The organism is Halococcus salsus, from assembly GCF_009900715.1.
In the GTDB taxonomy this organism is placed as follows: Archaea; Halobacteriota; Halobacteria; order Halobacteriales; family Halococcaceae; genus Halococcus; species Halococcus salsus.
Window position 1 is genome coordinate 220,376 of record NZ_JAAAJC010000002.1, and the last position, 23,139, is coordinate 243,514.

At 67.4% G+C, this 23,139-nt stretch carries 23 protein-coding genes; 11 read left to right on the plus strand and 12 right to left on the minus strand.

From position 1 onward, the window contains the following. The first annotated feature begins 5 nt into the window (after positions 1–5). The 9 genes from GT355_RS08235 to GT355_RS08275 all read left to right on the plus strand — a co-directional run bounded on the left by GT355_RS08235 (position 6) and on the right by GT355_RS08275 (position 11,923). Positions 6–812, plus strand: coding sequence for a CBS domain-containing ParB/RepB/Spo0J family partition protein (locus tag GT355_RS08235; RefSeq protein ID WP_120073045.1), 807 nt, complete (start codon positions 6–8; stop codon positions 810–812). Positions 813–866: 54 nt separating this feature from the next. Next, positions 867–2,567 carry an acyl-CoA mutase large subunit family protein gene (locus GT355_RS08240; RefSeq protein ID WP_160134213.1) on the plus strand — a complete coding sequence of 567 codons (1,701 nt, stop codon included), beginning with the start codon at positions 867–869 and terminating at the stop codon, positions 2,565–2,567. A gap of 62 nt (positions 2,568–2,629) precedes the next feature. Further along, positions 2,630–4,537, plus strand: a complete 1,908-nt coding sequence (locus GT355_RS08245) for an acetate--CoA ligase (protein ID WP_160134214.1) — start codon at positions 2,630–2,632, stop codon at positions 4,535–4,537. A gap of 123 nt (positions 4,538–4,660) precedes the next feature. After that, the gene (locus GT355_RS08250; protein ID WP_160134215.1) at positions 4,661–6,310 is read left to right on the plus strand and encodes a bacterio-opsin activator domain-containing protein; all 1,650 of its coding nucleotides are present in this window, start codon (positions 4,661–4,663) and stop codon (positions 6,308–6,310) included. 149 nt (positions 6,311–6,459) lie between these two features. Beyond that, positions 6,460–8,436: an acetate--CoA ligase gene (gene acs, locus GT355_RS08255; RefSeq protein ID WP_120073051.1), complete on the plus strand. Its 1,977-nt coding sequence runs from the start codon at positions 6,460–6,462 to the stop codon at positions 8,434–8,436. A 12-nt stretch (positions 8,437–8,448) separates the two neighbouring features. Continuing rightward, positions 8,449–9,060 (plus strand): acetate uptake transporter, encoded by a 612-nt coding sequence (locus GT355_RS08260; RefSeq protein ID WP_160134216.1) that lies wholly within the window; start codon positions 8,449–8,451, stop codon positions 9,058–9,060. Positions 9,061–9,289: 229 nt separating this feature from the next. Continuing rightward, the gene (locus GT355_RS08265; RefSeq protein ID WP_160134217.1) at positions 9,290–9,601 is read left to right on the plus strand and encodes a DUF4212 domain-containing protein; all 312 of its coding nucleotides are present in this window, start codon (positions 9,290–9,292) and stop codon (positions 9,599–9,601) included. Next, entirely contained in the window at positions 9,602–11,461 is a 1,860-nt protein-coding gene (locus GT355_RS08270; protein ID WP_160134218.1) for a sodium:solute symporter family protein, read from the plus strand. Between the two features lie 24 nt (positions 11,462–11,485). Then, positions 11,486–11,923: a hypothetical protein gene (locus GT355_RS08275; protein WP_160134219.1), complete on the plus strand. Its 438-nt coding sequence runs from the start codon at positions 11,486–11,488 to the stop codon at positions 11,921–11,923. Between the two features lie 43 nt (positions 11,924–11,966). On the opposite strand, the gene GT355_RS08280 is transcribed toward GT355_RS08275, so the two are convergent. The 6 genes from GT355_RS08280 to GT355_RS08305 form a co-directional block, all read right to left on the minus strand. Then, positions 11,967–12,401 (minus strand): universal stress protein, encoded by a 435-nt coding sequence (locus tag GT355_RS08280; RefSeq protein WP_120073061.1) that lies wholly within the window; start codon positions 12,399–12,401, stop codon positions 11,967–11,969. Between the two features lie 114 nt (positions 12,402–12,515). Further along, on the minus strand, positions 12,516–12,896 hold the full coding sequence (locus GT355_RS08285) for a universal stress protein (protein ID WP_160134220.1): 381 nt from the start codon (positions 12,894–12,896) through the stop codon (positions 12,516–12,518). Between the two features lie 31 nt (positions 12,897–12,927). Next, positions 12,928–13,203 carry a DUF7520 family protein gene (locus tag GT355_RS08290; protein ID WP_120073065.1) on the minus strand — a complete coding sequence of 92 codons (276 nt, stop codon included), beginning with the start codon at positions 13,201–13,203 and terminating at the stop codon, positions 12,928–12,930. A gap of 177 nt (positions 13,204–13,380) precedes the next feature. Beyond that, a complete protein-coding gene (locus GT355_RS08295; protein ID WP_160134408.1) occupies positions 13,381–15,162 on the minus strand; it encodes a cbb3-type cytochrome c oxidase subunit I in 1,782 nt (593 codons plus the stop codon). A gap of 150 nt (positions 15,163–15,312) precedes the next feature. Continuing rightward, on the minus strand, positions 15,313–15,681 hold the full coding sequence (locus GT355_RS08300) for a DUF6684 family protein (protein WP_120073069.1): 369 nt from the start codon (positions 15,679–15,681) through the stop codon (positions 15,313–15,315). Between the two features lie 65 nt (positions 15,682–15,746). After that, positions 15,747–16,151 carry a DUF7541 family protein gene (locus tag GT355_RS08305; RefSeq protein ID WP_120073070.1) on the minus strand — a complete coding sequence of 135 codons (405 nt, stop codon included), beginning with the start codon at positions 16,149–16,151 and terminating at the stop codon, positions 15,747–15,749. Between the two features lie 133 nt (positions 16,152–16,284). On the opposite strand from GT355_RS08305, the gene GT355_RS08310 reads away from it, so the two are divergent. After that, positions 16,285–17,145 carry a cytochrome c oxidase subunit 3 gene (locus tag GT355_RS08310; RefSeq protein ID WP_160134221.1) on the plus strand — a complete coding sequence of 287 codons (861 nt, stop codon included), beginning with the start codon at positions 16,285–16,287 and terminating at the stop codon, positions 17,143–17,145. 36 nt (positions 17,146–17,181) lie between these two features. On the opposite strand, the gene GT355_RS08315 is transcribed toward GT355_RS08310, so the two are convergent. Continuing rightward, the gene (locus GT355_RS08315; protein WP_160134409.1) at positions 17,182–18,324 is read right to left on the minus strand and encodes a CBS domain-containing protein; all 1,143 of its coding nucleotides are present in this window, start codon (positions 18,322–18,324) and stop codon (positions 17,182–17,184) included. A 94-nt stretch (positions 18,325–18,418) separates the two neighbouring features. On the opposite strand from GT355_RS08315, the gene GT355_RS08320 reads away from it, so the two are divergent. Next, positions 18,419–18,727: a lycopene cyclase domain-containing protein gene (locus GT355_RS08320; protein WP_160134410.1), complete on the plus strand. Its 309-nt coding sequence runs from the start codon at positions 18,419–18,421 to the stop codon at positions 18,725–18,727. Here the strand turns inward: GT355_RS08320 and GT355_RS08325 are convergent. From GT355_RS08325 to GT355_RS08345, 5 genes are all read right to left on the minus strand, one after another. Further along, a complete protein-coding gene (locus GT355_RS08325) occupies positions 18,724–19,137 on the minus strand; it encodes a Rieske (2Fe-2S) protein (RefSeq protein ID WP_120073077.1) in 414 nt (137 codons plus the stop codon). The genes GT355_RS08320 and GT355_RS08325 overlap by 4 nt on opposite strands. Positions 19,138–19,199: 62 nt before the next feature. Beyond that, on the minus strand, positions 19,200–19,556 hold the full coding sequence (locus GT355_RS08330; RefSeq protein WP_160134222.1) for a hypothetical protein: 357 nt from the start codon (positions 19,554–19,556) through the stop codon (positions 19,200–19,202). A 100-nt stretch (positions 19,557–19,656) separates the two neighbouring features. Next, positions 19,657–20,796, minus strand: coding sequence for a pyridoxal phosphate-dependent aminotransferase (locus GT355_RS08335; RefSeq protein WP_160134223.1), 1,140 nt, complete (start codon positions 20,794–20,796; stop codon positions 19,657–19,659). Between the two features lie 115 nt (positions 20,797–20,911). Beyond that, positions 20,912–21,400: an Lrp/AsnC family transcriptional regulator gene (locus GT355_RS08340; protein WP_160134224.1), complete on the minus strand. Its 489-nt coding sequence runs from the start codon at positions 21,398–21,400 to the stop codon at positions 20,912–20,914. 80 nt (positions 21,401–21,480) lie between these two features. Continuing rightward, positions 21,481–23,091, minus strand: a complete 1,611-nt coding sequence (locus tag GT355_RS08345) for a bacterio-opsin activator domain-containing protein (protein ID WP_160134225.1) — start codon at positions 23,089–23,091, stop codon at positions 21,481–21,483. Positions 23,092–23,139 lie beyond the last annotated feature (48 nt).

Genomic DNA, 23,139 nt, shown 5'->3' on the forward strand with positions numbered 1-23,139 from the left:
TCCCAATGGCCACCGAGAACGAGAAGCCCCGGGTTTCGGAGTACATGACCCCGGACGTCGTGACGGTCTCGCCCGACGACACGGTGGCGTCGGTCGCCGAACTCGTCGCCGAGAACGACGCCCACAGCGGGTTCCCGGTCTGTGAGGGTCGCCACTGCGAGGGGTTCGTCACCGCCCGCGACCTCCTGCTCGCCGACACCGACGACGCGCTGGTCTTCACCGTCATGTCCGAGGACCTCGTCGTCGCCCACCCCGAGATGGCGATCTCCGACGCCTCGCGCGTCATCCTCCGGTCGGGGATCCAACAGCTCCCGGTGGTCGACGACGCCGGCAAGCTCGTCGGGATCATCTCGAACACCGATATCGTCCGGAGCCAGATCGAACGCGCCACGCCGGGGAAAGTCGCCAAGCTCTCGCGCACGCTCGAGAACATCCACGACGTCGAGACCCGCGAGGAGCGCCGGTCGGTGGCGCTCGCCGACCTCACGCCCACCCAGTCGAAGGTCTACGCCGACGAACTCGAAGGCCGGCGCTACGAACTCGAACGTGGCCTCGCCGAGCCGCTCGTGGTGATCGACACCAAGGACGAGAAGCTCCTGCTCGCCGACGGCCACCACCGGGTGAAGGCCGCCGCACGCGCCGGGATCGAGGCGATGGACGCCTATGTCATCGCGATCGACGAGCCGATCGAGCTCGGGATGGCCGAGACCGCCCGCAAGGAGGGGCTCGCCACTATCGACGACATCACGGTCGTGGACTACGCCCACCACCCGCTGGTCGAGACGATCGAGCGGCTCCAGGACCCCGACTGAACCCACGATCGGGGCGTCGGAACCTTCATTGACGACCGTCGCAAAAGTTGCCCGATGTACGACGCCGACGACCTCGACGCCATCCGGGAGGGAAAGGAGCGCTGGGCCGACGACACCCTCGACCCGGTGCGCTCGCGCCACGGCGAACGCAAGGACCGCTTCGCCACGGTCTCGAACCACGAGGTCGATAGGTTGTATACCCCCGCCGACGTCGCCGACCTCGACTACGAGGCGGACCTGGGCTTCCCCGGCGAGGAACCCTACACCCGCGGGGTCTATCCCACGATGTACCGCGGCCGGACCTGGACGATGCGCCAGTTCGCGGGCTTTGGCACCGCCGAGGAGACCAACCAGCGGTTCAAGTATCTCGTCGAAGAGGGCCAGACGGGGCTCTCGACCGCGTTCGACATGCCGACCCTGATGGGGATCGACTCGGACGATACGATGGCGATGGGCGAGGTAGGGAAGGAAGGCGTCGCGGTCGACACCCTCCGCGATATGGAGGTCCTCTTCGACGGCATCGACCTCGAAGCCGTCTCGACCTCGTTCACGATCAACCCGAGCGCGCCCGTGATCTTCGCGATGTACGTCGCGCTCGCCGACCGGCGGGGCGTCCCACGCGAGAAGCTCCGCGGGACCATGCAGAACGACATGCTGAAGGAGTTCATCGCGCAGAAGGAGTGGGTAATTCCCCCGGAAGCGTCGCTCGACCTGGTGACGGATACAGTAGAATTCGCGGTCGAGGAGACCCCGAAGATCAAACCCATCTCGGTCTCGGGCTACCACATCCGGGAGGCGGGGTCGACCGCGATTCAGGAGCTCGCGTTCACGCTGGCCGACGGCTTCGCCTACGTCGAGGACGCGATGGAGCGCGGGCTAGAGGTGGACGAGTTCGCGCCCCAGTTGTCCTTCTTCTTCAACTCCCACAACTCGATCTTCGAGGAGGTCGCCAAGTTCCGGGCCGCCCGCCGGATCTACGCCCGCGTGATGGACGAGTGGTACGACGCGGAGAGTCCGAAATCGAAACAGCTCAAGTTCCACACCCAGACCGCGGGCCAGTCGCTCACCGCCCAGCAACCGCTCAACAACATCGCGCGGGTCACGATCCAGGCGCTCGCCGGCGTGCTCGGGGGGACCCAGAGCCTCCACACCAACTCCTACGACGAGGCGCACGCGCTGCCCTCCGAGGACGCGGTGCGGGTCGCGCTCCGAACCCAGCAGGTGATCGCCGAGGAGTCCGGTGCGGCCGACATCGTCGACCCGCTCGGCGGGAGCTTCGCGGTCGAGGCGCTCACCGACGAAACAGAAGAAGAAGCGATGGCGTACATCGAGGAGATCCGCGAGATGGGCGAGGGGTCGGTCCGCGACGGCGTGCTCCACGGGATCGAGGACGGCTACTTCCACCGCGAGATCCAGGACGCCGCCTTCGAGTACCAACAGCGCGTCGAGCGCGACGAGGAGACGGTGGTCGGCGTGAACAAGTACGCCAGCGAGGCCGACACCAGCCCCGACCTCCTCCACGTCGACGAGACGGCGGAGGAACACCAGCGCGAACGGCTCGAATCGGTGAAGGCCGACCGCGACGACCAGGCGGTGCGCGAGGCGCTGTCGGAACTCGAAACCGTCGTCGAGGCTGGTGAGAACACCATGCCGGCCATCGTCGAGGCGGTGAAGGTCGGGACCACGATGGGCGAGGTCATGCAGGTGTTCGAGGCGCGCCACGGCTCCTACCGCGAGACGGTGACCCTCGCGTAACGGCGGATCCCCCGTTCGGTGAGGCGAACCCTTTTCTCCGCAACCGACGGAGCTTCGAGGCGATGGAGGGCGACGACGTGGTCGAGCCGAGCCCGGCGTTCCGCGACCGTGCGAACTGCCGGACCGACCCCCGCGACCGGTTCGCCGACGACTGGCCCGGTTCCTGGGCCGCCGCCGGCGACCTGCTCGACTGGGTCGAACCCTACGAGTCGGTGCTCGCCGGCGACCGACCGCCGTTCGAGTGGTTCACCGGCGGAACGCTCAACGCCTGTCACGAGTGTCTCGACCGCCACCTCGCCGAACGCAAGAACCACCTCGCGCTCCGGTGGGAGGGCCAGCTCGGCGAGCGCCGGAGCCTCACCTACCTCGACCTCTATCACGAGGTCAACGCGTTCGCGGCCGCGCTCCGGGACCTGGGTGTGGAGGAGGGCGAGGTCGTCACCCTCTACATGCCGGTCATCCCCGAACTCGTCGTGGCGATGCTGGCGTGTGCCCGCCTCGGTGCCCCACACTCGGTGGTGTTCGCGGGCTTCTCGGCCGACGCGCTCGCCGACCGGATGGACCGCGCCGACTCGCGGTATCTGATCACCTGTGACGGCTACTACCGCCGTGGCGACGCGATCAACCAGAAACGCCGGGCGGACAACGCCCGGCTCGCCATCGACCACGCACTGGCGGCGACCGTCGTGGTCGAGCGGCTCGGCGGCGCGCGGCTCGGGGCCGACCAGCACGACTACCACGCGCTGGTCGACGACCACGTGGGTAGGGAGATCGCCCCGGTCGCCCGCGACGCCGGCGACGTCCTCTTTCTGATCCACACCTCCGGTACCACGGGCCGACCGAAGTCCGTCGCCCACACGACCGGGGGCTACCTCGCTCAGGTCGCCTGGACCGCCCGGAACGTGCTCGATATCACCCCCGGCGACACCTACTGGTGTTCGGCCGACATCGGCTGGGTGACGGGCCACTCCTACATCGTCTACGGGCCGCTCGCGCTCGGCACGACCACGATGCTCTACGAGGGGACCGCCGACCACCCCGAGAAGGACCGGATCTTCTCGCTGATCGAGCGCAACGCCGTCGACGTGTTCTACACCGCCCCCACGACGATCCGGTCGTTCATGAAGTGGGGCCCGGAGTATCCCGCACGTCACGACCTCTCGAGCCTCCGCCTGCTGGGGACCGTCGGTAAACCGATCGACCCCGAGGCGTGGCACTGGTATCACGACCACGTCGGCGGCGGCTCGTGTCCGGTGGTCGATACCTGGTGGCAGACCGAGACGGGCGCGATCCTCGTCTCGACCCTGCCGGGTGTGGACGGGATGAAACCCGGCGCGGCGGGACCGCCCTTGCCGGGCATCGACGCCGCCGTTCTCGCGCCGGACGGCACCGAGTGTCCGACCGGCGAGGTGGGGACGCTCGCGATCCGGTCGCCGTGGCCGGCAATGCCGCGCGAGCTCGCGACCGGGACCGACTGGGGGAGCGCCGCCGTCAGCGACGACTGGCAGTACCGCTCGGGCGACAAGGCGGTCGTCGACGCCGACGGCTACATCCGGGTGCTCGGGCGGGCGGACGACGCGATCACCGTCCCGGGTCGGCGGGTCGGCGCGGCGGAGATCGAGGGCGCGGTGGTCGGGGTCGACGGCGTCGCCGAGGCCGCCGTCGTCGGTGTGGAACATCCGACACGGGGAACGGCGGTCCACGCCTACGTCAGCCCCGAAGCCACCCGGACGGCCGACGACGCGCTTCGCGAGGCGGTGCTCGGGGCGGTCGAGGCCGCCATCGGGCCGATGGTTCGACCCGAACGGGTGGTGTTCACGCCCGAACTCCCGAAGACCCGCTCGGGCAAGATCATGCGCCGGCTCCTGAAAGACGTCGCCAACGGCGAGCCCTACGGCGATATCAGCGCGCTCCGCAACCCCGAGGTCGTCGGCGAGCTCGAATCCGGCGACGGTGTTTCGGAAGAATAGGTATTTCCGAAACGCCGTCACCGGTCCAGGGCGGTGGTTTCGGTCGTCGTTCGGGAGATTCGGTCGGTTCGGTCCGTACGGACGGAAGAGCTATTTCGGAAGAGCGGATACGAACGAAACGAGATGGTAGAGATGGCCGCGTTTCTCTGCGAGCGGGGGTACGAGGGGCTCCGCCGGGCGACCCGGACCCACCGGGCCGACCTCGTCGTTCGGCTCTGTGGTGAGGTGGGACTCCGGCCGAGCGAAATCGTCGCGGTCGGGATCGACGACCTCCACGAGGTCGACTCGGTCGAGTTTCTCGCCGTCGACGGGCGCGAGGCGTTCGTTCCGGAGGCGGTGGGCCACGCCCTCCGGAAGTACGCCAGCACCGTCGACGACGGCCCCCTGATCGACGTCTCGCCGCGCCGGGTGCAGATGCTGGTTCGGGAGACCGGCGAGCGGGCGGCCGAGGCGACCGGCGACGACCGGTTTCGCGGGGTGTCGACGCGCGACCTCCGGGCCGCCCACGCGCGTCGGCTCCTATCCGACGGGACCGACCCTCGGGTCGTGCTCGCGGTGAGCGCCTACGAACGGCTGTCGGCGCTCGAACCCCACCTCGCGGCCCCCGACCACGAGGCGGTCGCCGCGGCGTTCGCCGAGGACGGGAACCGGGCCGAGCGCCCGCCGGCGCGGCTCCAGCGGGCGGTGACGGTCGCGGCCGACGTGGGCGAGGCGCTCGCCGCCGCGACCGAGCCGTCGGCGATCCACGAGACCGTCTGCGCCCGGCTGGCCGACACCGACGGCTACCGGTTCGCGTGGACCGCGACGGTGACCGGGGACGACACCGCGGTCCACGCGCACGCGGGCGTGGCGGCCGACACCGTCGAACGGACCCTCCTCGACCGGGCGGAGCTCGTGGAGGAGGCGCTCGACGACCGAACGGTCCGGACCGAGGCGGGCGAGTCGTCCACGCTCGTCGTCGTCCCGCTCGTGAGCCAGGAGCCCACCCGGAGCGTGCTGGGACTCGGGGTCGCGAGCGGGGCGGTCGTCCCGCTCGAACGCGACCTCCTCCAAGTGCTCGGCACACAGATCGGCCACGCGCTGGCGGCGGTCGAGCGCAGGCGGCTCCTCCTCGCCGACAGCGTGACCGAACTCCGTTTCGACGTCGACACCGAAGCGGCCGTTCTCCCGCGGGTCGCGGCCGGGCTCGACTGTACATTCGAGCTGGTGGGAGTCGTCCCCACGGACGAGGGGTTGTTGTGTTACGTCGCGGTCCGGAACGCAACCCCGGACGCCGTCCTCGAACGGGCGACGACCACCGACGCGGTCGGGGACGTCCGGTTCGTCGGCGACGACGAGGACGGGGTGGTGCTCGAGGTCACGCTCCATCGCTCCCCCCTCCGGACCTTCGTGACGGCGGGCGGCTACGCCCGGTCGTACGAGGTCGACGCCGGTGGCGGGACGATCGTCGGCGAACTCGCCCCCGACACCGACGTTCGCGGCGTCGTCGAGGCCGTGGCCGACACGTTCCCCGGGGTCCACCTCGCGGCGAAGCGGAAGGCCGACCACGAGGTCGCGACCGGCGGGGGCTTCCGGGGACCGCTCGCCGACGACCTCACCGACCGCCAGGCCGCGGTGCTCCGGGCGGCGTTCTTCGGCGGCTACTTCGAGTGGCCGCGCGACTCCACCGCCGAGGAGCTGGCCGACTCGCTCGACGTCTCGCCGCCGACCCTCCACCACCACCTCCGGGTCGCCCAACAGAAGCTCCTCCGGGCCTTCCTCGACGGCACGTGACCGGCGACGACCGGCCTCGGTCGGTTTCGGCCTGACCGGCCACTCCGCGAAACCCGGTGACGGGACGCGGTTCGCACCGCGTCACGGGCGGTCGTTACGATAATTAGCTAGTTGGCTTATGAAGAATGGTGTAGAACGTGGGGTCGGGTATGAGTGACCAAGACATCGAACTCGAATCCCGACTGACCGAACAGGAGTACTTCGAGCCACCGGAGGAGTTCGTCGAGCAGGCGAACGTCTCGGACCCGGCGGTCTACGACCGCTTCGACGAGTTCCCGGAGGGGTTCGAGGAGTACGCCGAGATGCTCGACTGGGACGAGGAGTGGGACACCGTCCTCGACGACTCGAACCCGCCGTTCTACGAGTGGTTCGTCGGGGGCGAGCTCAACGCCTCCGCCAACTGTATCGACCGCCACCTCGACGACCGCGGCGACGAGACCGCCATCCTCTGGGAGGGCGAGGAGGGCGAGACCCGACACATCTCCTATCGCGAACTCCACGAGGAGGTCAACGAGATGGCGGCCGCGCTCCGGGCGTCGGGCGTCGAGGAGGACGAGGTCGTCACGATCCACATGCCGATGGTCCCGGCGCTCCCGGTCACGATGCTGGCGTGTGCCCGGATCGGCGCACCGCACTCGGTGGTGTTCGCCGGCTTCTCGGCGACCGCGCTCTCGGACCGGGTCAACAGCGCGGACTCCGACCACGTCGTCACCATCGACGGCTACTACCGACGGGGTGACTTCCTGAACCACATCGAGAAGGCCGACGAGGCGATGGGGAACGTCGACCACGACCCCGAAGTACTCGTCTGGACGCGCCACGACGAACCCGAGGTCGACGTCAGCGACGACTACACCCTCGTCTCGGACCTCCTCGCCGAGCACGAGGGCGAGGAGGTCGAGCCGGTATCCCGGGACGCCGAGGACCCGCTGTTCCTGATGTACACCTCGGGCACGACCGGCCAGCCCAAGGGCTGTCAGCACCGGACGGGTGGCTACCTCGCCTACGCGGCGGGGACCTGCAACTACGTCGAGGACATCAAACCCGAGGACACCTACTGGTGTTCGGCCGACATCGGCTGGATCACCGGCCACACCTACATCGTCTACGGCCCGCTCGCGCTCGGGACGACGACCGTGATGTACGAGGGCGCGCCGGACTACCCGGACAAGAGCCGGACCTGGGAGATCGCGGAGGCCTACGACGTCGACATCTTCCACACCTCCCCCACTGCAGTGCGCCAGTTCATGAAGTGGGGCACCGAGCACATCGAGGGCTACGACTTCGACTTCCGGCACATGACCACCGTGGGCGAGCCGATCCAGCCCGAGGCCTGGCTCTGGTACTACAAACACATCGGCGACGAGGACGCGGTGATCGTCGACACCTGGTGGCAGACCGAGACCGGCGGCCACCTGATCACCAACCTGCCGGCGATCCAGGACATGAAACCCGGGAGCGCGGGGAAGCCCGCACCCGGCATCCAGCCCGCGATCTACGACGACGACGGCGAGCCGGTCGACGCCGAGACCGGGCAGGCCGGCAACCTCGTTATCGAGCGACCGTGGCCCGGCATGCTTCAAACCGTCTACGGTGACGACGAGCGGTTCATCGCCGAGTACTGGGAGCGCTTCTCGGACACCGACTCGAACGACTCCGAGGACTGGGTCTACGAGGCGGGCGACGGCGCGGTCCAGGCCACCGACGGCTACTACCGCATCCTCGGGCGGCTCGACGACGTCATGAACGTCGCCGGCCACCGGCTCGGCACCATGGAGCTCGAATCCGCGGTCTCAGAGGTCGACTCGGTCGCCGAGTCCGCGGTGGCCTCGCGCGAGGACGCCGAGAAGGGCGAGGTGCCCGACGTCTACGTCACTCTCAGGGAGGGTGTCGAGGAGTCCGAGGAGGTCCGCCAGGAGATCGTCGAGTCGATCGAGGAGGGGATCGGGAAGTTCGCCAGACCCAACGAGGTGATCTTCGTCGACGACCTCCCGAAGACCCGCTCGGGCAAGATCATGCGGCGGCTGCTGGAGAACATCTCGAACGGCGAGGAGCTCGGCAACACCACGACGCTCCGGGACCCGAGCGTCGCCGAACGCATTCGCGACCAGATCCACGCGAACTGAGGAGCCCCCAACATGCCACTCGACACCGACATCGGCGATCCCGCACCGCTCGGTCTCGTGAGTTTCGGGCTCACCACCGTGCTGTTGAGCCTCGTCAACGCCGGCCTCCTGCCGAGCGCCGGCGAGGCGGTCGTGTTGCCGTTGGCGCTCGCGTTCGGCGGAACCGGACAGCTCGTCGCGGGCGTCCTCGAATTCCGTACTGGGAACACCTTCGGCCAGACCGCCTTCTTCAGCTACGGGGCGTTCTGGTGGTGGTTCGGCCTGCTCCTGCTCTTCGACGGCAACGGCTGGCTCTCGATCCACACCCAGACCCTCGGGGCGGCGCTGCTCCTCTGGGGCGTGTTCACGTTCTACATGTGGATCAGCACGTTCGCGCTCAACTGGGGGCTCTGGAGCGTGTTCCTCACGCTGTGGGTCACGTTCGCGCTCCTCGGGTTCGGCGACCTGCTGGGCATCGACCTCCTCCTGATGCTCGGCGGCTACGTCGGCATCCTCTCGGGCGCGCTCGCGATGTACGTCAGCTTCGCCGAGGTGGCGAACTGGTCGTTCGGCCACACGGTCGCCCCGCTCGGCGACGCGCCGATGGGGAGTAGCTCGACCACCACCGCCGACACCGCCGACTGACCGCCACGGCCACGCGCCTCACCCCGCGCGCCCGTTGACTGTGCGGGGCATAAGCGCCCTCGATTAGCGGCGTAACTCATCCGTAGCATACCGGAAACCTACACAATCTTTATTAACACTCCCGTCACTGGCACACTCATGGCAGATGTAACAACCTGTCCGTGTGACGTGGCGTCGCGTCGTTCACCGTTCCGAACCGTCCACCCGTCGCCGCCGGAGGTCGGTGGGCATGGGTGAATCCGAGACGGGAACGAAGTCGGACGGCGAAACTCGGAGTGGGACGGGCATCAGCGAGGCCAACGCCAAGGAGTACTGGCGGCGGAACGTCAAGCTGATCGCCGGGCTGTTCGTCGTCTGGTTCGTCGTCTCGTTCCTCGTGGCGATCATCCTCGCGGAACCGCTCTCGACGGTCAACATCGGGGCGGTCCCGCTGCCGTTCTGGTTCGCCCAGCAGGGGTCGATCATCGTCTTCGTGGCGCTGATCTGGATCTACGTCTGGCGGATGAACAAACTCGACCGCGAGTTCGGGGTGCAAGACTGAATGACCGGACTCTCGACCGCACTGGTCCCGGCCCAGCTCGGGCTCGGGATCGACACGTGGAGCCTGATCCTGATCGCCCTCTCGATCGTTCTCTACTTCGGCATCGCCATCGTGATGCACGTCGGCGACACCGACGACTTCTACGTCGCGGGTCGGACGATCCCGGCGTGGGCGAACGGCACGGCGGTCGCCGCCGACTGGATGTCCGCCGCATCGTTCATCTCGCTCGCGGGCCTCGTCTCGTTCTTGGGGTACGACGGCACCGTCTACCTGATGGGCTGGACCGGCGGCTACGTGGTGCTCGCCCTGCTCATCGCGCCGTACCTCCGCAAGTACGGCGAGTACACCATCCCCGACTTCATCGGGGACCGCTACTACTCGAACACCGCGCGCGGCGTCGCCGCGCTCGCGACGCTGTTCGTCTCGCTGACCTACATCGCCGGGCAGATGCGCGGCGTCGGCATCGTGCTCAGTCGATTCCTGGGTGTCGACATCAACCTCGGGATCATCGTCGCGCTCGGGCTCGTCGCACTGATCGGCGTGCTCGGCGGGATGAAGGCGATCACCTGGACCCAGGCGGCCCAGTACTTCATCCTGATCTTCGCGTTCGTGCTCGTCACGGTCGCGATCTCGCTCAACCTCACGAACAACCCCTTCCCACAAGGCGCACTCGTCACGAGCGACATTGCCTCACGACTCGGCCAGTTGCAGGCCGAGATCGGTGCCGGGGAGTACTTCTTACCCTTCCAGGAGTACTCACAGCTCCAAGTCTTCGCCATCGCGATGACGCTGATGCTCGGGACCGCGGGGCTGCCCCACGTCATCATGCGCTTTTACACCGTGCCGAGCGCCTCGGACGCGCGCCGGTCGGCGGGCTTCGCACTGCTATTCATCTCGATCCTTTACGTGTGTGCGCCCGTGCTCGCGGTCTTCGCGAAGTTCAACCTCATCAGCACGCTACACAACACGCCCGTTCAGGAGGCTCAAGCCATCCCGTGGGTCAGTCGGTGGTCCGAGACCGGCCTGCTCACGATACAGGACCTCAACAACGACGGCGTCATCCAGATGGCGGGCGGCCTCGGGGCGACGGGCAGCGAGGTCATCGTCGACGCCGACATCATCGTGCTCTCGACGCCCGAGGTCGCGGGGCTCGCACCGATCGTGATCGGCCTCGTGGCGGCGGGCGGGCTGGCGGCGGCGCTCTCGACGGCGGACGGACTACTGATCGCGATGTCGAGCGCCGTCTCGCACGACATCTACTACAAGATATTCAACCCGGACGCCTCCGAGCGCCAGCGCCTGCTCATCGCGCGGGTCGTCGTCATCATCGCCGCGGCGGTCGCGGCGTACCTCGGCATCAACCCGCCGGGCTTCGTCGGTGAAGTGGTCGCGATCGCCTTCGGGCTCGCGGCCGCCAGCCTGTTCCCGGTGATCCTGCTCGGGATCTTCGACCCACGGATGAACCGCGAAGGGGCCATCACCGGCATCCTCGTCGGGTTGGTCTTCACGCTCGTCATGGTCGTGTTGATGACCTCCGATTCGATCTTCGGGACGGCGGATCCGATCCTCCCGACCTTCCTCGGGCTCGAAGCCCAGGGTATCGGGCTGGTCGGGACCATCCTCAACTTCGTGGTGGCGTTCGCGGTCTCGCGGGTCACGCCGCCGCCACCCGAGGAGATCCAGAACCTCGTCGAGGACATCCGGCTGCCCCAGGGCTCGCGGACCGGCAGCGAGACGGCCGCCGACGGCGGCGAGGTCCAGGCGGATGGTGGCGAGGTCCGGACCGACGGCGGTGCCGACCTCGCGACGGCCGCCCGCGACGCACGAACGGATTCCCCGAATCGGGACGAAACGAACTAACGTCGTGACTCGTTTCGTTTTCGAATGAACCGGCCCGACAACACCGAACTCGCGCTGCTCGCGTTCCGCCGAGCCATCGGTCTCTGGGCGGGACTGTCCGTGTTCTATCTCGCGGGCTACTACCTCTTCGGCTACCCGTTCCCGACGCCGGTCGACCTCGTCGCGATCCTCGTGGTCGTCTGTCTCGGCGTGGTCCTCGGGGTCGCGTTCAGCTTCGCCTCGCCGCTCCCGCGCGGGACCGGCCTGCCACGGATCGTCCGGACCGCCCTGATCGCGATCCCCGCCCTCGGGATCGGCATCGCGCTACAGCTGTTCATCGAGGGGCCCCAGGGCGACCGGGCCTACTACGCCATGTTCGCGCTCGCGGCCTGGCTCGGCTCGACGTTCATCACCGAGGACGAGACCGACGAGGAGGAGGGAGCGGACACGTCCGACTTCGACGTCCTCGATCTGGGTCGCTGACGCTCGCTCGAACACCGACGCCGGAAAACGGTTCGGCCGCGATTCACTCGGTCACGCGAACGAGCAACACCGGCACCGTGGTGTGTCGCAACACGTTCTCCGCGACGCTGCCCAACAGGACGTGGCTGAGTCCCGTCCGACCGTGGGTCCCCATCACGACGAGGTCCACGTCGTCGTGGTCCTCGACGTACTCGGTGATCCGTTGGTGAGGCGTTCCCCGTCGGGTGGCCGTGGTCGTCTCGAGCCCCGCCCGCTCGGCCGCGTCGCTGACCGCCTCGACGGCGCGCTCGCCGCGGGCTTCGAGGCGGCGCTGGATCCGTTCGCGGTCGTCGACGTCGAGGGTCCCGATCGTCCCCATGTTGGCGACGTAGAGCGCGTGAACGCTCGCGTCGTACTTTCCGGCGAGGTCGACCGCCCGCTCGATGACCTCGTCCATGAGTTCGCTGCCGTCCGTCGGCACCAGTATCCCCTGATACATGGGTGACGTGACGTGGCTCGGTTATTTATTTTTATCGACCATTATAGTTCGTCGGGAGGCGGAAAGACGGTCGGGGTGCACGTAGTGAGGGTCGTCAGAACGATATCGGGAGGTTCACTCGTTCGGTTCGCCCGCGACCAGCACCGGCCGGTCGGTGTTCAAGATTACCGACTGTGCGCCGTCCCGGAGCTGGATCTTCCCGGCGGGCGAGTGGCGACGACCGCCGACGCACAGCAGGTCGGCGTCGTACTCGGCTGCCGCCGTGACGAGGGCGGTCGGCGGGGCGGACTCGACCGCCTCGACCGTGGTTTCGACCCCGTTCTCGCCGAAGAGGTCGGTGACCCGTTCGACCGCGTCGTCGACCGTCCCCGGCGTGTCGGTGGCGTGGACCACGACCACGTGGAGGTCGTCGGGTGCGGCGGGCAGGTCGAGGATGGCGCGGGCGGTCGTGAGCGCGCGGTCGTGGTCGCCCGCCCCCATGACGACGGTGTACATGGGGGCGAATGGACGTGCTCGGCCTTACCGATTACGCCGTGTAGTGTCGGGAGACGTAGCCGACGGCCAACAGCACGACCCCGAGCCCGACACCCAGGGTGAGCATGCCGTAGACCGCGAGCCCGACCGGCGTCGGCTGGATCTCGAAGAGGAAGAACAACGAGACCGACTGGAGGTCCTGGATCCCGAGGGCCCCGAGGAGATAGCCCCAACAGCCCGCGATGGCGACGACGACGACGTAGACGAACAGCACCACGCTTCGACCGTCGTAGCCGGCGATGCGCCCGGCCGTCGGGTTCTCGGACATACATCGTCTACCGGGCGCTGGAGGATTAGCCTTTTGTCCGCGCGTCCCCGAACGGCGCTATGGCCGAAAAGGAGTACCTGCTAGCTATCCTCGTCGGGATCTCGGTGTCGATGGTCGTGCTGACGTTCGCGCTGGTCATCAGCTGAGGACCGCCGGTCGAAGACCGCCAAAAAACGCCTATTCTTCCGCGTCGGTCGTCGTGTCGTCCTCGACGTCCATGGCTTCGCCGCCGTCGGTTCGAGCCGCTTCCTCCTCGCCGCCGTCGGTGAGCGCGGTCTCGATACGGCGCTCGTTCCAGCGCCACTCGTGGGTGAACTGGTTGGTCTCCTTCAGGTTCCACGGGTCGGTGTCCTCGATGGTAGGTGCCTCGAACCACGACTGGACGAAGTTCCAGAGCCAGATCGCCTGGCCGACGAGGATCAGGAACGCCCCGAGCGTGGCGACCTGGTGGAAGATCTGCATCATACCCTGCGGGCCGATCGAGAGGCTGTACGTTGCGTAGCGCCGGGGCATCCCGAGGTAGCCGAGGAAGAGCATCGAGAAGAACGTGAGGTTGGTGCCGACCATCGAGAGCCAGAAGTGCCAGCGCGCGAGCGTCTTCTGGTACATCTTCCCGGTGTAGAGCGGGAACCAGTAGTAGAGCCCCGCGAAGGCCGCGAAGCCGATCAGCCCCATCACGATGTAGTGGAAGTGACCGACCACGTAGTAGGTGGCGTGGAGCGTGAGGTCGACGGGCACCGCCGCGAGGAAGACGCCCGTCACGCCGCCGATGATGAAGTTCGAGACCGCCCCGATACTGAACAGCATCGGCGCGGTGAGTCGGATGTCACCGCCCCACATCGTGGTGATCCAGTTGAAGACCTTGACGGCGCTCGGGATCGCGATGGCGAGCGAGACCGCCATGAAGCTCGCGCGGAGCCGGGGGTCGATACCCGTCGTGAACATGTGGTGGGCCCACACGCCGAACGAGAGCACGCCGATCGCGAGCGTCGAGTAGACGACGAACTTGTAGCCGAAGAGTTTTCTCCCACTAAATTTCGGGATGATGAGGCTCAACAGCCCCATCGGCGGGAGCGCGAGGATGTAGACCTCGGGGTGGCCGAAGAACCAGAAGAGGTGTTGCCAGAGGATCGCGCCGCCGCCGACGAAGAAGGTCGTCCCGAAGTTCCGGTCGAGCAGGAGCATGACGAGCGCGCTCCCGAGCACGGGGAACGCGAAGAGGATCAGGCCGGCTTGGGTCAGGACGGTCCAGCTGAAGATGTCGAGGTTCGCCCAGCTCACGTCCTCACCGCGTTCGGTGAAGACGGTGGCGATGAAGTTGATCGCGCCCATCGTGGTGGAGATCCCCGAGAGGTGGAGGCCGAGCAGCATGTAGTCGACCCCGAGCCCGGCGGTGCCGGACTGGGTGCCGCTCCCGACGCCCGCCGAGAGCGGGGTGTACATCGTCCAGGCGGTCTGGGCGGGCTGGATGTCGGTGAAGGGCACCACGATGAACCCACCCCAGATCAGGAGGGTCGCGGGCGGGAGCATCCAGAAGGCGATGGAGTTGACCCGCGGGAACGCCATGTCGTCCGCGCCGATCAGGAGCGGGATGAAGTAGTTCCCGAACGCGAAGATGATCGGCGTCCCGAACAGGAACAGCATCGTGATGCCGTGGCTGGTGAGCATCGAGTTGTAGAACTGCGGCCCGATGATCGCCTCGCTCGGCGTGAGGAGTTCGGTCCGCATCAGCGTCACCATCAGCCCGGCGACCACGAACGTGATGACCGCGAAGACACCGTAGAGGATACCGATGTCCTTGTGGTCGACGGTCGTCAGCCACCGGATCAACCCGCTGGGTTTCTCGTTGGAGTAGCCGGACTCCCGACCAACCGCGCCGCCGCCACCAACCGGGGTGTACGAGCGCCAGTCCTCGAGCCGGGAGAGCCACGCCGCCACCCCCACGAGTAACAGCCCCATTAACACCGTCAGTACTAGCTGCGCGTCTGCCATGGATCGTGGGACGAACCACGGGGTAAAGAACCCTTAGATCTCGGCCACACTCTTCCCCCGGGTCCGTGTTCGGCCGCGGTGCTGTCGAACCGTCGAAAACCGCGGCCGCGGAGTGACTCAGTTCGTGTCGTCCTCGTCGGGCTCGGCGTCGAGGGTGTCCTCGACCATCTCGTAGTCCTCGCCCGCCTCCTCTTCGGGTTCCTGTTCGGAGAGCGTAGCGTCGGTCGACGAGAGGTCGACCTCGCTGTCGGCCTCGCCCGTCGTGCCCTCGTCGCGCGAGATGATGCGACCCGAGAAGTAGGTGAGCGCCGCCAACGCGACGAACGGGATCACCAACAGTCCCATGCTGACGGTCTCCATGTAGAGGTTCGGCCCCCACGGCTGGACCGCGAGGAACACCACCACGAAGAACAGGATGATCCCGAGCGGAATGATGTTGACCGTGAGGTCGAGGAGGGTTTCACGGTCGAAGGTGCGCTCTGCCATTGCCCCACCCTCGCGGCGCGCGAATCAATAGGCTGTCGGTTCGTCGGCAGTCGAGGGGGAGGTCGTCAGGCCGAGCCGGCTTCCACGAATCGGCCGCTCGCGCCCGCGACCGCGACCACGACCCCCGCGATCAGCATCTCCGCGCCGCGGCCCACGATCCCGTTCGGCTGGGTCAGGACCGCGACGAGCGCGTCGACCGAGACCGCATCGAGCTGGGTCGCGGTGAGCGCGCCGCCGAGCACCACGAGCACGACCCCGAACCCGAGCAGAACGTTCCACGGTCGCTTGGCGTAGCCGGATTCGAGGAGGATCCCCGCGACGCTCCCGACGAACAGGAGGAGGCCGCCGACCGCGACCGGGAAGACGTTGAACAACAGCCCCAGCTCCGAGAACACCAGCCCGAGCACCACGATGATCGGCCACGGGCTCGACATCCGGTACTGGTCGCTGAGACCAGGCTGCTCGTCCATAGCGGGAGGAGGGTCGCGAGCGTAACAAACCCATCGGAAGCGGTCGTCGCCGTCGGTCGGGGGCGGTCGTCGCGGAAGCGGCGACCCCGAACGGTGTAGGAGGACTTTTACTGGTCGGTGTGCAACCGCCGCCATGGGAACAGCGGACGATACGAGCGACGACGGCGGCGGACATCACCTCCCGGCGGTGACGGACTTCCCGCGCGGGTTCGGCGAAGCCAGCTGGTGGCCCTACATCGCGTCGGTCGGCGCGGCGGGGATCTACATCGGCGCGGCCCTGTTCTTCATGGGCCACAACGGGGCTTCCATCGTGCCCGCGATCGCGGGCCCCGCCGTATTCGGGGTCTCGATCGTCGTCACGCTGGCTGGGATCTTCGGCTGGCTCTACCACGCCTTCGTCGCGAACTACTGGGAGCGCGCCGCCGACGAGCACTCGGGGAACATGCTTCGGTTCGGGATGTTGTTGTTCCTCTGTACCGAGATCTTCACCTTCGGTGCGGGCTTCGTCTACTACTTCTTCATCCGGACCGGGAGCTGGTCGGGTGCTGAGATCCCCGCCGAACTCCTGAGCCCGCTCGTCGCCGCCAACACCGTCCTGCTTGTCGTCAGCAGTTTCACCTTCCACTTCGCCGAGGTCGAACTCAGAAAGGACAACCACCGACGGTTCACCGCGTTGCTCGGGGTCACCCTCCTGCTCGGGCTGGTCTTCATCGGCGGCCAGATCTACGAGTACAACCTCTTCATCGTCCACGAGGGCTTCACGCTGACCTCCGGCATCTTCGCCAGCGCCTTCTTCGGACTCACGGGCCTCCACGGGCTCCACGTCTCGATGGGGGCGGTCCTCATCCTCATCGTGCTCGCGCGTGCGCTCATGGGCCAGTACTCCGCCGAGCGCCACACCTCGGTGAGCACGGTCTCGATGTACTGGCACTTCGTGGACGTCGTCTGGCTCTTCCTCGTCGCCGTGATCTACATCGGCGCGGTCGCGCCGTGACCCACCACACGTAACGTTCGAAAACCGAACCGCGGCTCAGATCTCGTTGAGCTTTCTGAGGATCTGGCCCCGGCGCTGTTCGTCCGCCCGGATACCCTTGCGTTCGAGCACGTTGCGTTCGAGCTTGTCGAGCGCCACCCGGAAGGCGCTCTCCGCACCGTAGCCCTCGCCCGTGCCCGCGACCTGGCCCTTGTCGGTTCGGAGCCGGATGCCACACCGGACCAGCGGCATCCCGCGGAGTTTCTCCTTGTGTTCGTGGAAGCGGACGTGGGCGTGTTGGACCTGCATCTCACCGAACTTGTCGGCGACCTGCGTCACCGACTCGCGGACGCCGTCGCGGGTGATGGTGTCGAGCAGCGAGATGTTGGTGATCTGGACGTCGATGTGGTCCTCCTCGGTGAAGGTGAGCGCCCGGAGTACGTCGGTCTTGGTGAGGACGCCCGCGACGTGGCGGTCGTCGTCGCCGGGCGTGACGATGACGCCGTTGTAGTCGTTGTCGAGCATCTTCGCGACCGCATCGCGAACCGTGTCCGCACCGGAGACGGTCTCCACAGGTGAATTCATCAGGTCGTAGACCGGGATGTCGAGCATCCGCTGTGAGTCGCCCGAGCGCTCGCCCTCGGTCGGCTGGTTCATGTTCCGGACGACGAACTCCACGAGGTCGTGGGTGGTGAGCACGCCCGTGAGGTAGCCCGCGTCGTTGACGACCGGGAGGCGTGAGATGCCGTGCTCGCGGAGGCGGTTGATCGCCTGGCCGACGCGGGCGTCCTCGGCGATCGTGACCACGTCGTCGGTCTTGATCTGGGAGACGGTGAGTGCGTCGAGGTTCTCGAGGACGGCGTCGAGGATCCCGTCGGCGGTGACGATCCCCCAGAGCTCCTCGCCCTCGACGACCGGCGCGACCTTGGTGTTGCCCTCGACCAGCATCCGGGCGACCTCGCGAACGTCGGCGGTGCGCTCGATCCGTGGTGCCGAGTTCATCACCGCGCTGACCTTCGTCGAGTCCTCGACGTGGGACTGCATCAACGAACGCTGGGTTATCACGCCGGCGTACGCACCGTCGTCGGTGACGATCAGTCCCCGCGGGCTCTCCTCGTCGAAGGCCGTCCGCACCTTTCCGAGGCGTTCGTCGGCGCTCACCGCGGTGTAGTCCGTGGTTGCGATATCGGCGATATCCATCGTGCTCACCCCGTAGGGTTGGACGCCGGGGCTAATCAAGACTGTGCCCCGTGTGACCGCCAGAGCCTTGTTCACACCGTGAGTAGTTCCCCGACTGGTGCCCGACATCGACGTGTTCGGTCGGTACACGTATCTCGTGACGGAGGTCGTCTTCGGCGCGTTCGCCTACGCCCTCCTCTCGGCGACCGGCGCGCTCGGTCGTGCCGCCAAGACCGTCGTCGCGCTCTACCCGCTGGCGTACGTCTGGGACCGCTACACCCTCGACGTGGGAGTCTTCCAGATCAACCTCCGCACCGGCAGGGAATTTCTGGGGATCCCCATCGAGGAGCACCTCTTCATGGTCGTGGTGCCCTCGCTGGTGGTGGGCTTCTACGAGGTCGTCAATCCACGGGACGACACCTAAAACGAGAGGTGGGAACTCGAAGACGGCCCGTCGTCGCCGGTGCCGCCGTCCCGGAGGTAGTCGTAGTTGTCGTCGGTCAGCACTACCTCGCCGTCGGTGACGGCGACCTCGACACCGGGCAGCGTCGTCCCCGCCGCTTCGCCGTTGTCGCACTCCCCCGAGCAGGTGTCGAACAGCGAGCCGTGTTTCGGGCAGATGATCTGCCCGTCGCGGATCGGCGCGCCCGAACCCCGGTCGAACCGCTGGGTCTCGTGGGTACAGGTGTTGATCCACGCCTCGATGCCGGGCTCCTCGTCGCAGTGGACCAGGATGACCTCCTGTTCGTTCGTGAAGGCGTCCTCGGCGGTGAAGAGGTACGACCCGCCCTCGGGAACGTCCGAAACGTCCGCGATACGCGTTCCGTCGACCATGTGGGTTGCATGGGATCGGACGGTAAAGCCGTGATGCTTCGAGGGCTGTTCGGAACTCGTCGTTAGCCCGTGGAGCCATTTCGTTTAGCGTTTTGCCTGTCGGCGTGAACGATACCCTCGTAGAGAATCAGCCCACCGCCAGCGAGGACACAGCCGAAGAACGCGACGAACGCGACTGTGTTGTCCTGTATTCCGAAAAGGAGAACACCAAACCCCAGCACGACGAAGAGATAGCCGACGCTCGCGCGCTGAAACCCTTCCAGCCACGAGAGAACGCTTGCGCCCCCGAAGACCAGCGCCGGGAGGACGACGGCCGACGGAGATCCCAGTCCGAGGACCCAATTGAGAAGGACCACAATTCCAGACCCGATGATCGCTAGCAGGTTTCCATACGACTGGCGAGAGGGAAGAGAGCTCATGTCCTCATATTCGTGTTGGAACAATAATAGTTGTTTCGAGGCGAACGCCCCATCTTCCGCTCCCCGATTACGGACTAGGAGCGAAAAGAGAACACAGGACTCACTCCAGAAACGCTTCGATCCGGTCCATCGCCTCGCGCAGCTCGTTCAGTCCCGTCGCGTACGAAACCCGGAGATGGCCCTCGCCGCCCGCGCCGAAGACGTCGCCGGGGACCATCGCCACGCCGCACTCCTCGAGGACCGCCTCGGCGAACGCTTCGGCGTCCGCCCACGGGCTCTCGGGGAAGACGTAGAACGCGCCGGTGGCCTCGAAACAGTCGATGCCCATCTCCGCGAATCGCGAGAGCACGAACCGCCGCCGGCGGTCGTACTGGGCGCGCATCTCCTGGACGTCGTCGTCGCAGTGTTCGAGCGCGTCGAGCGCGGCGTGCTGTGCGGTGGTGGGTGCCGAGAGCATCCCGTACTGGTGGATCCGGTTCATCGCGCGGATCGCCTCCGGGGGGGCGAGCGCGTAGCCGAGCCGGAGCCCCGTCATCGCGTAGGCTTTCGAGAAGCCGTTGAACACCACCGTTCGTTCGCGCATCCCCGGCAGGGTGGCGATCGAGGTGTGGTCGCCGTCGTAGGTCAGGTCGGCGTAGATCTCGTCGGCGAGCACGGTCAAATCGTGTTCGCGGGCGAACTCGGCCACCGGTTCGAGGTGCTCCTCGCGCATCGTCGCCCCCGTGGGATTGTTGGGATAGCAGTAGACCAGCGCCTCAGCTTCTTCGGCCCCAGCCTCCCGGAGCACCTCCGCCGTGAGCCGGAACTCGTCGGCTTCGCGCGTCGGTACCGGCAGGGGCTCCCCGCCCGCGAAGATCACGCCAGGCACGTACGACACGTACGACGGCTGGGCCACTGCGACCGTGTCCCCCGGGTCGCAGAACGCGCGGAACGCCGCGTCGATGGCCTCCGAAGCCCCCGCCGTCACCAGGATCTCCTCGTCGGGGTCGTAGTCGAGGTCGTACTGGCTCACCACCCGACCCGCGATGGCCTCCCTGAGTTCTCGCATCCCCCGGTTCGCGGTGTAGGAGGTCTTCCCCCGTTCGAGCGAGTCGATGGCGGCCTCGCGGGCGCTCCACGGTGCGGTGAAGTCGGGTTCGCCCACCCCGAGCGAGATCACGTCGTCCATCTCCTCGGCGAGTTCGAAGAAGCGCCGGATGCCCGAGGGCGGGACCTGCTCGACTCGTTCGGCTATCTTCACGCGAGCCACCCCCGGTGGCGAGTAGCGCGGAACCGTCGGTTCCGCGGACCATGTGAGCGGCGGCTACGCCGCCGCGAGCAGACGTGAGCAGGGAGCGCGGAACGCGCGACCGTGTTCATGGCGAGACCGACAACCGGTCGTCGTCCCGGTCGCCGTCGAACTCGATGCCGTGTTCCTTGTAGGACTCCATCAGGTAGTGGGTCACGGTCTGGGTTATTTCAGGGACTGGCGCGACCTTCTCCGAGACGAATCTCGAAACCTCACCCATCGAGTCGGCCTCGACGGTCATCGAGAAGTCGTACTCGCCGCTCACGAGCCGGAGGGATTCCACCTCGGGAAAGCCCACGAGCCGCTTCGCGATGTCGTCGTAGCCCGTCTCGCGGTCGAGGGTGACGTTACACTCGACCAGCGCACGGACGGGTTCGTCGTCGGTGTTCCGCCAGTCGACGACGGCGCTGTACCCGCGGATGACCCCGTCGGCTTCGAGCGCCTCGATGGTCGATTCGACCTCGCTCTCCTCGGCCCCCGTCATCCGGGCGAGGTCGGCGGTCGTGTATCGGGCGTTCTCGCGGAGCAACGACACCAGTTCCGCGCGGGTGTTCATGTCGCGAGGTACGGCCACTGTCGCAAAAAGGTTGCTCCCGACCGGTTTTCGCGGCGGGCCGGTCCGGACGTCGTCCGGAGCTACCCCTCCTCGTCGAGGAACGCGGTCAGGAGCTTTCGTTGGGCCTTCCGGAGGTGGCTGTGGAGCGTCGGCGAGGAGATCCCCATCGAGGCCGCGAGCTCCTCGGCGGTCGAGCCGCGCGGCCAGTCGTAGTAGCCCGCGAAGAACGCCGCCCGCACGGCCGCGCGCTGTTTCTCGGTGAGTCGGTCGTCGACCGCCTGCCGGAAGCCCGCCTCGGTCCCGACGGGGAGCTCGACCGCGCGCTTCGAGAGGAACGCCGTTCCGGGGTAGGCCGCCTCGAAGGCGTCGACCACCCGTCGGACGTCCGTGTCGGCGGCGACCTCACAGACCAACCGCGCCTCGCCGTCCTCGGCCGTGAGCCGTCGGACCGTCCCGCCCATGTCGATCGCGATATCGGCCGGCCCCTCGGTGGTGGCGAACTCGAACAGCCCGTCCTCCTCGCCACCGGAGACGAGACGTGCCTCCACGATCCCGGGGAACGTCTCGGCGAGGTCGAGCACGGATTCCGGCGGCGTTCCCTCGATCGTGACGTACTGGAGGACGGTGTCGTCGGCCGCCGGAACCATGCCGTCGAGGCTGTAGCGACAGTCGAGCCGGTCGGTGACCGCGACGGGGAACGCGGTGTCGTCCGTCAGGCGGAGGGTGACCGCGACCGCCGTATCGGAGAGCAGGAGCTTCATGTTCTGGGCGGCGCTGATCGCGAAGCCCGCGACCTCGCCGAGCACCGTGAGCCCCGCGCGCTCGCGCTCGGCGAAGGCGTCCGGGTGGGTCGCCGAGAGCCCGAGCACGCCGTAGACGACCTCCCGATAGGAGAGGGGGACCATCGCCATCGGTCCGGAGCTGCCGTGTGCGTCGGCCATCGAGGGGGACGGCTCCTCGACGACTTGGACCGTCCCGGTTTCGAGCGCGCGAACGCCCGGGTCCGCCAGCCCGCCGTCGGTGGCGACCGCCGCGATGTCCTCGACCCCCGCACCGGTCTCGACAGCGAGGCCGCCCGTCTCGTCGCGTTCGGCGATCCACGCGACCCCGTAGAGGTCGGAGGCCGCGATCCGCTCACAGACCGTGCGTTCGATCTCCTCGCGGGTCGCGGCCCCGACCAGCCCGCGGATGATCCCCTGGATCACGACGTTGATCCGGTCGAGCCGGGCGAGTTCGTCGCGCTGGCGTTCGAGCCGGCGCTCGCGTTCGGCCAGCGCCTTCTCGGCGCGACGCTGGCCCACCGCGTTCTCGACCCGGTTGGCGAGGAGTTCGTACTGGTCCACCCCGCCACCCTTCCGGAGGTAGTCGGTGACGCCCATCGAGATCGCCTCGCTCGCGGCCTCCTCGCTGCCCTTGCCGGTCGAGAGGATGAACGGGAGCTTCGGGTGGGAGTCGCGAACCGTCGCGAGGAGCTCTAGCCCGTCGGTTCCAGGCATCCGGTAGTCGCTGACGATACAGTCGACCGAGGCATCGTCGAGGTGGTCGAGCGCCGCCGCGGCGCTGGTTTCGGTCTCGACGACGAACCCGTCGATCCCCCCGAGCACCGTCGCGGCGAGCGAGACGATCGCCGGCTCGTCGTCCACGAACAACACCCGGATCGGGTCGGCATCCGCCGCCGCGGATCGCTGCATCGCCACAATACATATCTCTACAGCGGGAACTACAAAAAATATCGCCTC

Bases quoted from the DNA above. Each gene is read 5' to 3' on its own strand.
- GT355_RS08235 (WP_120073045.1), top strand. From the start codon at position 6: ATGGCCACCGAGAACGAGAAGCCCCGGGTTTCGGAGTACATGACCCCG.
- GT355_RS08240 (WP_160134213.1), top strand. From the start codon at position 867: ATGTACGACGCCGACGACCTCGACGCCATCCGGGAGGGAAAGGAGCGC.
- GT355_RS08245 (WP_160134214.1), top strand. From the start codon at position 2,630: ATGGAGGGCGACGACGTGGTCGAGCCGAGCCCGGCGTTCCGCGACCGT.
- GT355_RS08250 (WP_160134215.1), top strand. From the start codon at position 4,661: ATGGTAGAGATGGCCGCGTTTCTCTGCGAGCGGGGGTACGAGGGGCTC.
- acs (WP_120073051.1), top strand. From the start codon at position 6,460: ATGAGTGACCAAGACATCGAACTCGAATCCCGACTGACCGAACAGGAG.
- GT355_RS08260 (WP_160134216.1), top strand. From the start codon at position 8,449: ATGCCACTCGACACCGACATCGGCGATCCCGCACCGCTCGGTCTCGTG.
- GT355_RS08265 (WP_160134217.1), top strand. From the start codon at position 9,290: ATGGGTGAATCCGAGACGGGAACGAAGTCGGACGGCGAAACTCGGAGT.
- GT355_RS08270 (WP_160134218.1), top strand. From the start codon at position 9,602: ATGACCGGACTCTCGACCGCACTGGTCCCGGCCCAGCTCGGGCTCGGG.
- GT355_RS08275 (WP_160134219.1), top strand. From the start codon at position 11,486: ATGAACCGGCCCGACAACACCGAACTCGCGCTGCTCGCGTTCCGCCGA.
- GT355_RS08280 (WP_120073061.1), bottom strand. From the start codon at position 12,401: ATGTATCAGGGGATACTGGTGCCGACGGACGGCAGCGAACTCATGGAC.
- GT355_RS08285 (WP_160134220.1), bottom strand. From the start codon at position 12,896: ATGTACACCGTCGTCATGGGGGCGGGCGACCACGACCGCGCGCTCACG.
- GT355_RS08290 (WP_120073065.1), bottom strand. From the start codon at position 13,203: ATGTCCGAGAACCCGACGGCCGGGCGCATCGCCGGCTACGACGGTCGA.
- GT355_RS08295 (WP_160134408.1), bottom strand. From the start codon at position 15,162: ATGGGGCTGTTACTCGTGGGGGTGGCGGCGTGGCTCTCCCGGCTCGAG.
- GT355_RS08300 (WP_120073069.1), bottom strand. From the start codon at position 15,681: ATGGCAGAGCGCACCTTCGACCGTGAAACCCTCCTCGACCTCACGGTC.
- GT355_RS08305 (WP_120073070.1), bottom strand. From the start codon at position 16,151: ATGGACGAGCAGCCTGGTCTCAGCGACCAGTACCGGATGTCGAGCCCG.
- GT355_RS08310 (WP_160134221.1), top strand. From the start codon at position 16,285: ATGGGAACAGCGGACGATACGAGCGACGACGGCGGCGGACATCACCTC.
- GT355_RS08315 (WP_160134409.1), bottom strand. From the start codon at position 18,324: ATGGATATCGCCGATATCGCAACCACGGACTACACCGCGGTGAGCGCC.
- GT355_RS08325 (WP_120073077.1), bottom strand. From the start codon at position 19,137: ATGGTCGACGGAACGCGTATCGCGGACGTTTCGGACGTTCCCGAGGGC.
- GT355_RS08330 (WP_160134222.1), bottom strand. From the start codon at position 19,556: ATGAGCTCTCTTCCCTCTCGCCAGTCGTATGGAAACCTGCTAGCGATC.
- GT355_RS08340 (WP_160134224.1), bottom strand. From the start codon at position 21,400: ATGAACACCCGCGCGGAACTGGTGTCGTTGCTCCGCGAGAACGCCCGA.
- GT355_RS08345 (WP_160134225.1), bottom strand. From the start codon at position 23,091: ATGCAGCGATCCGCGGCGGCGGATGCCGACCCGATCCGGGTGTTGTTC.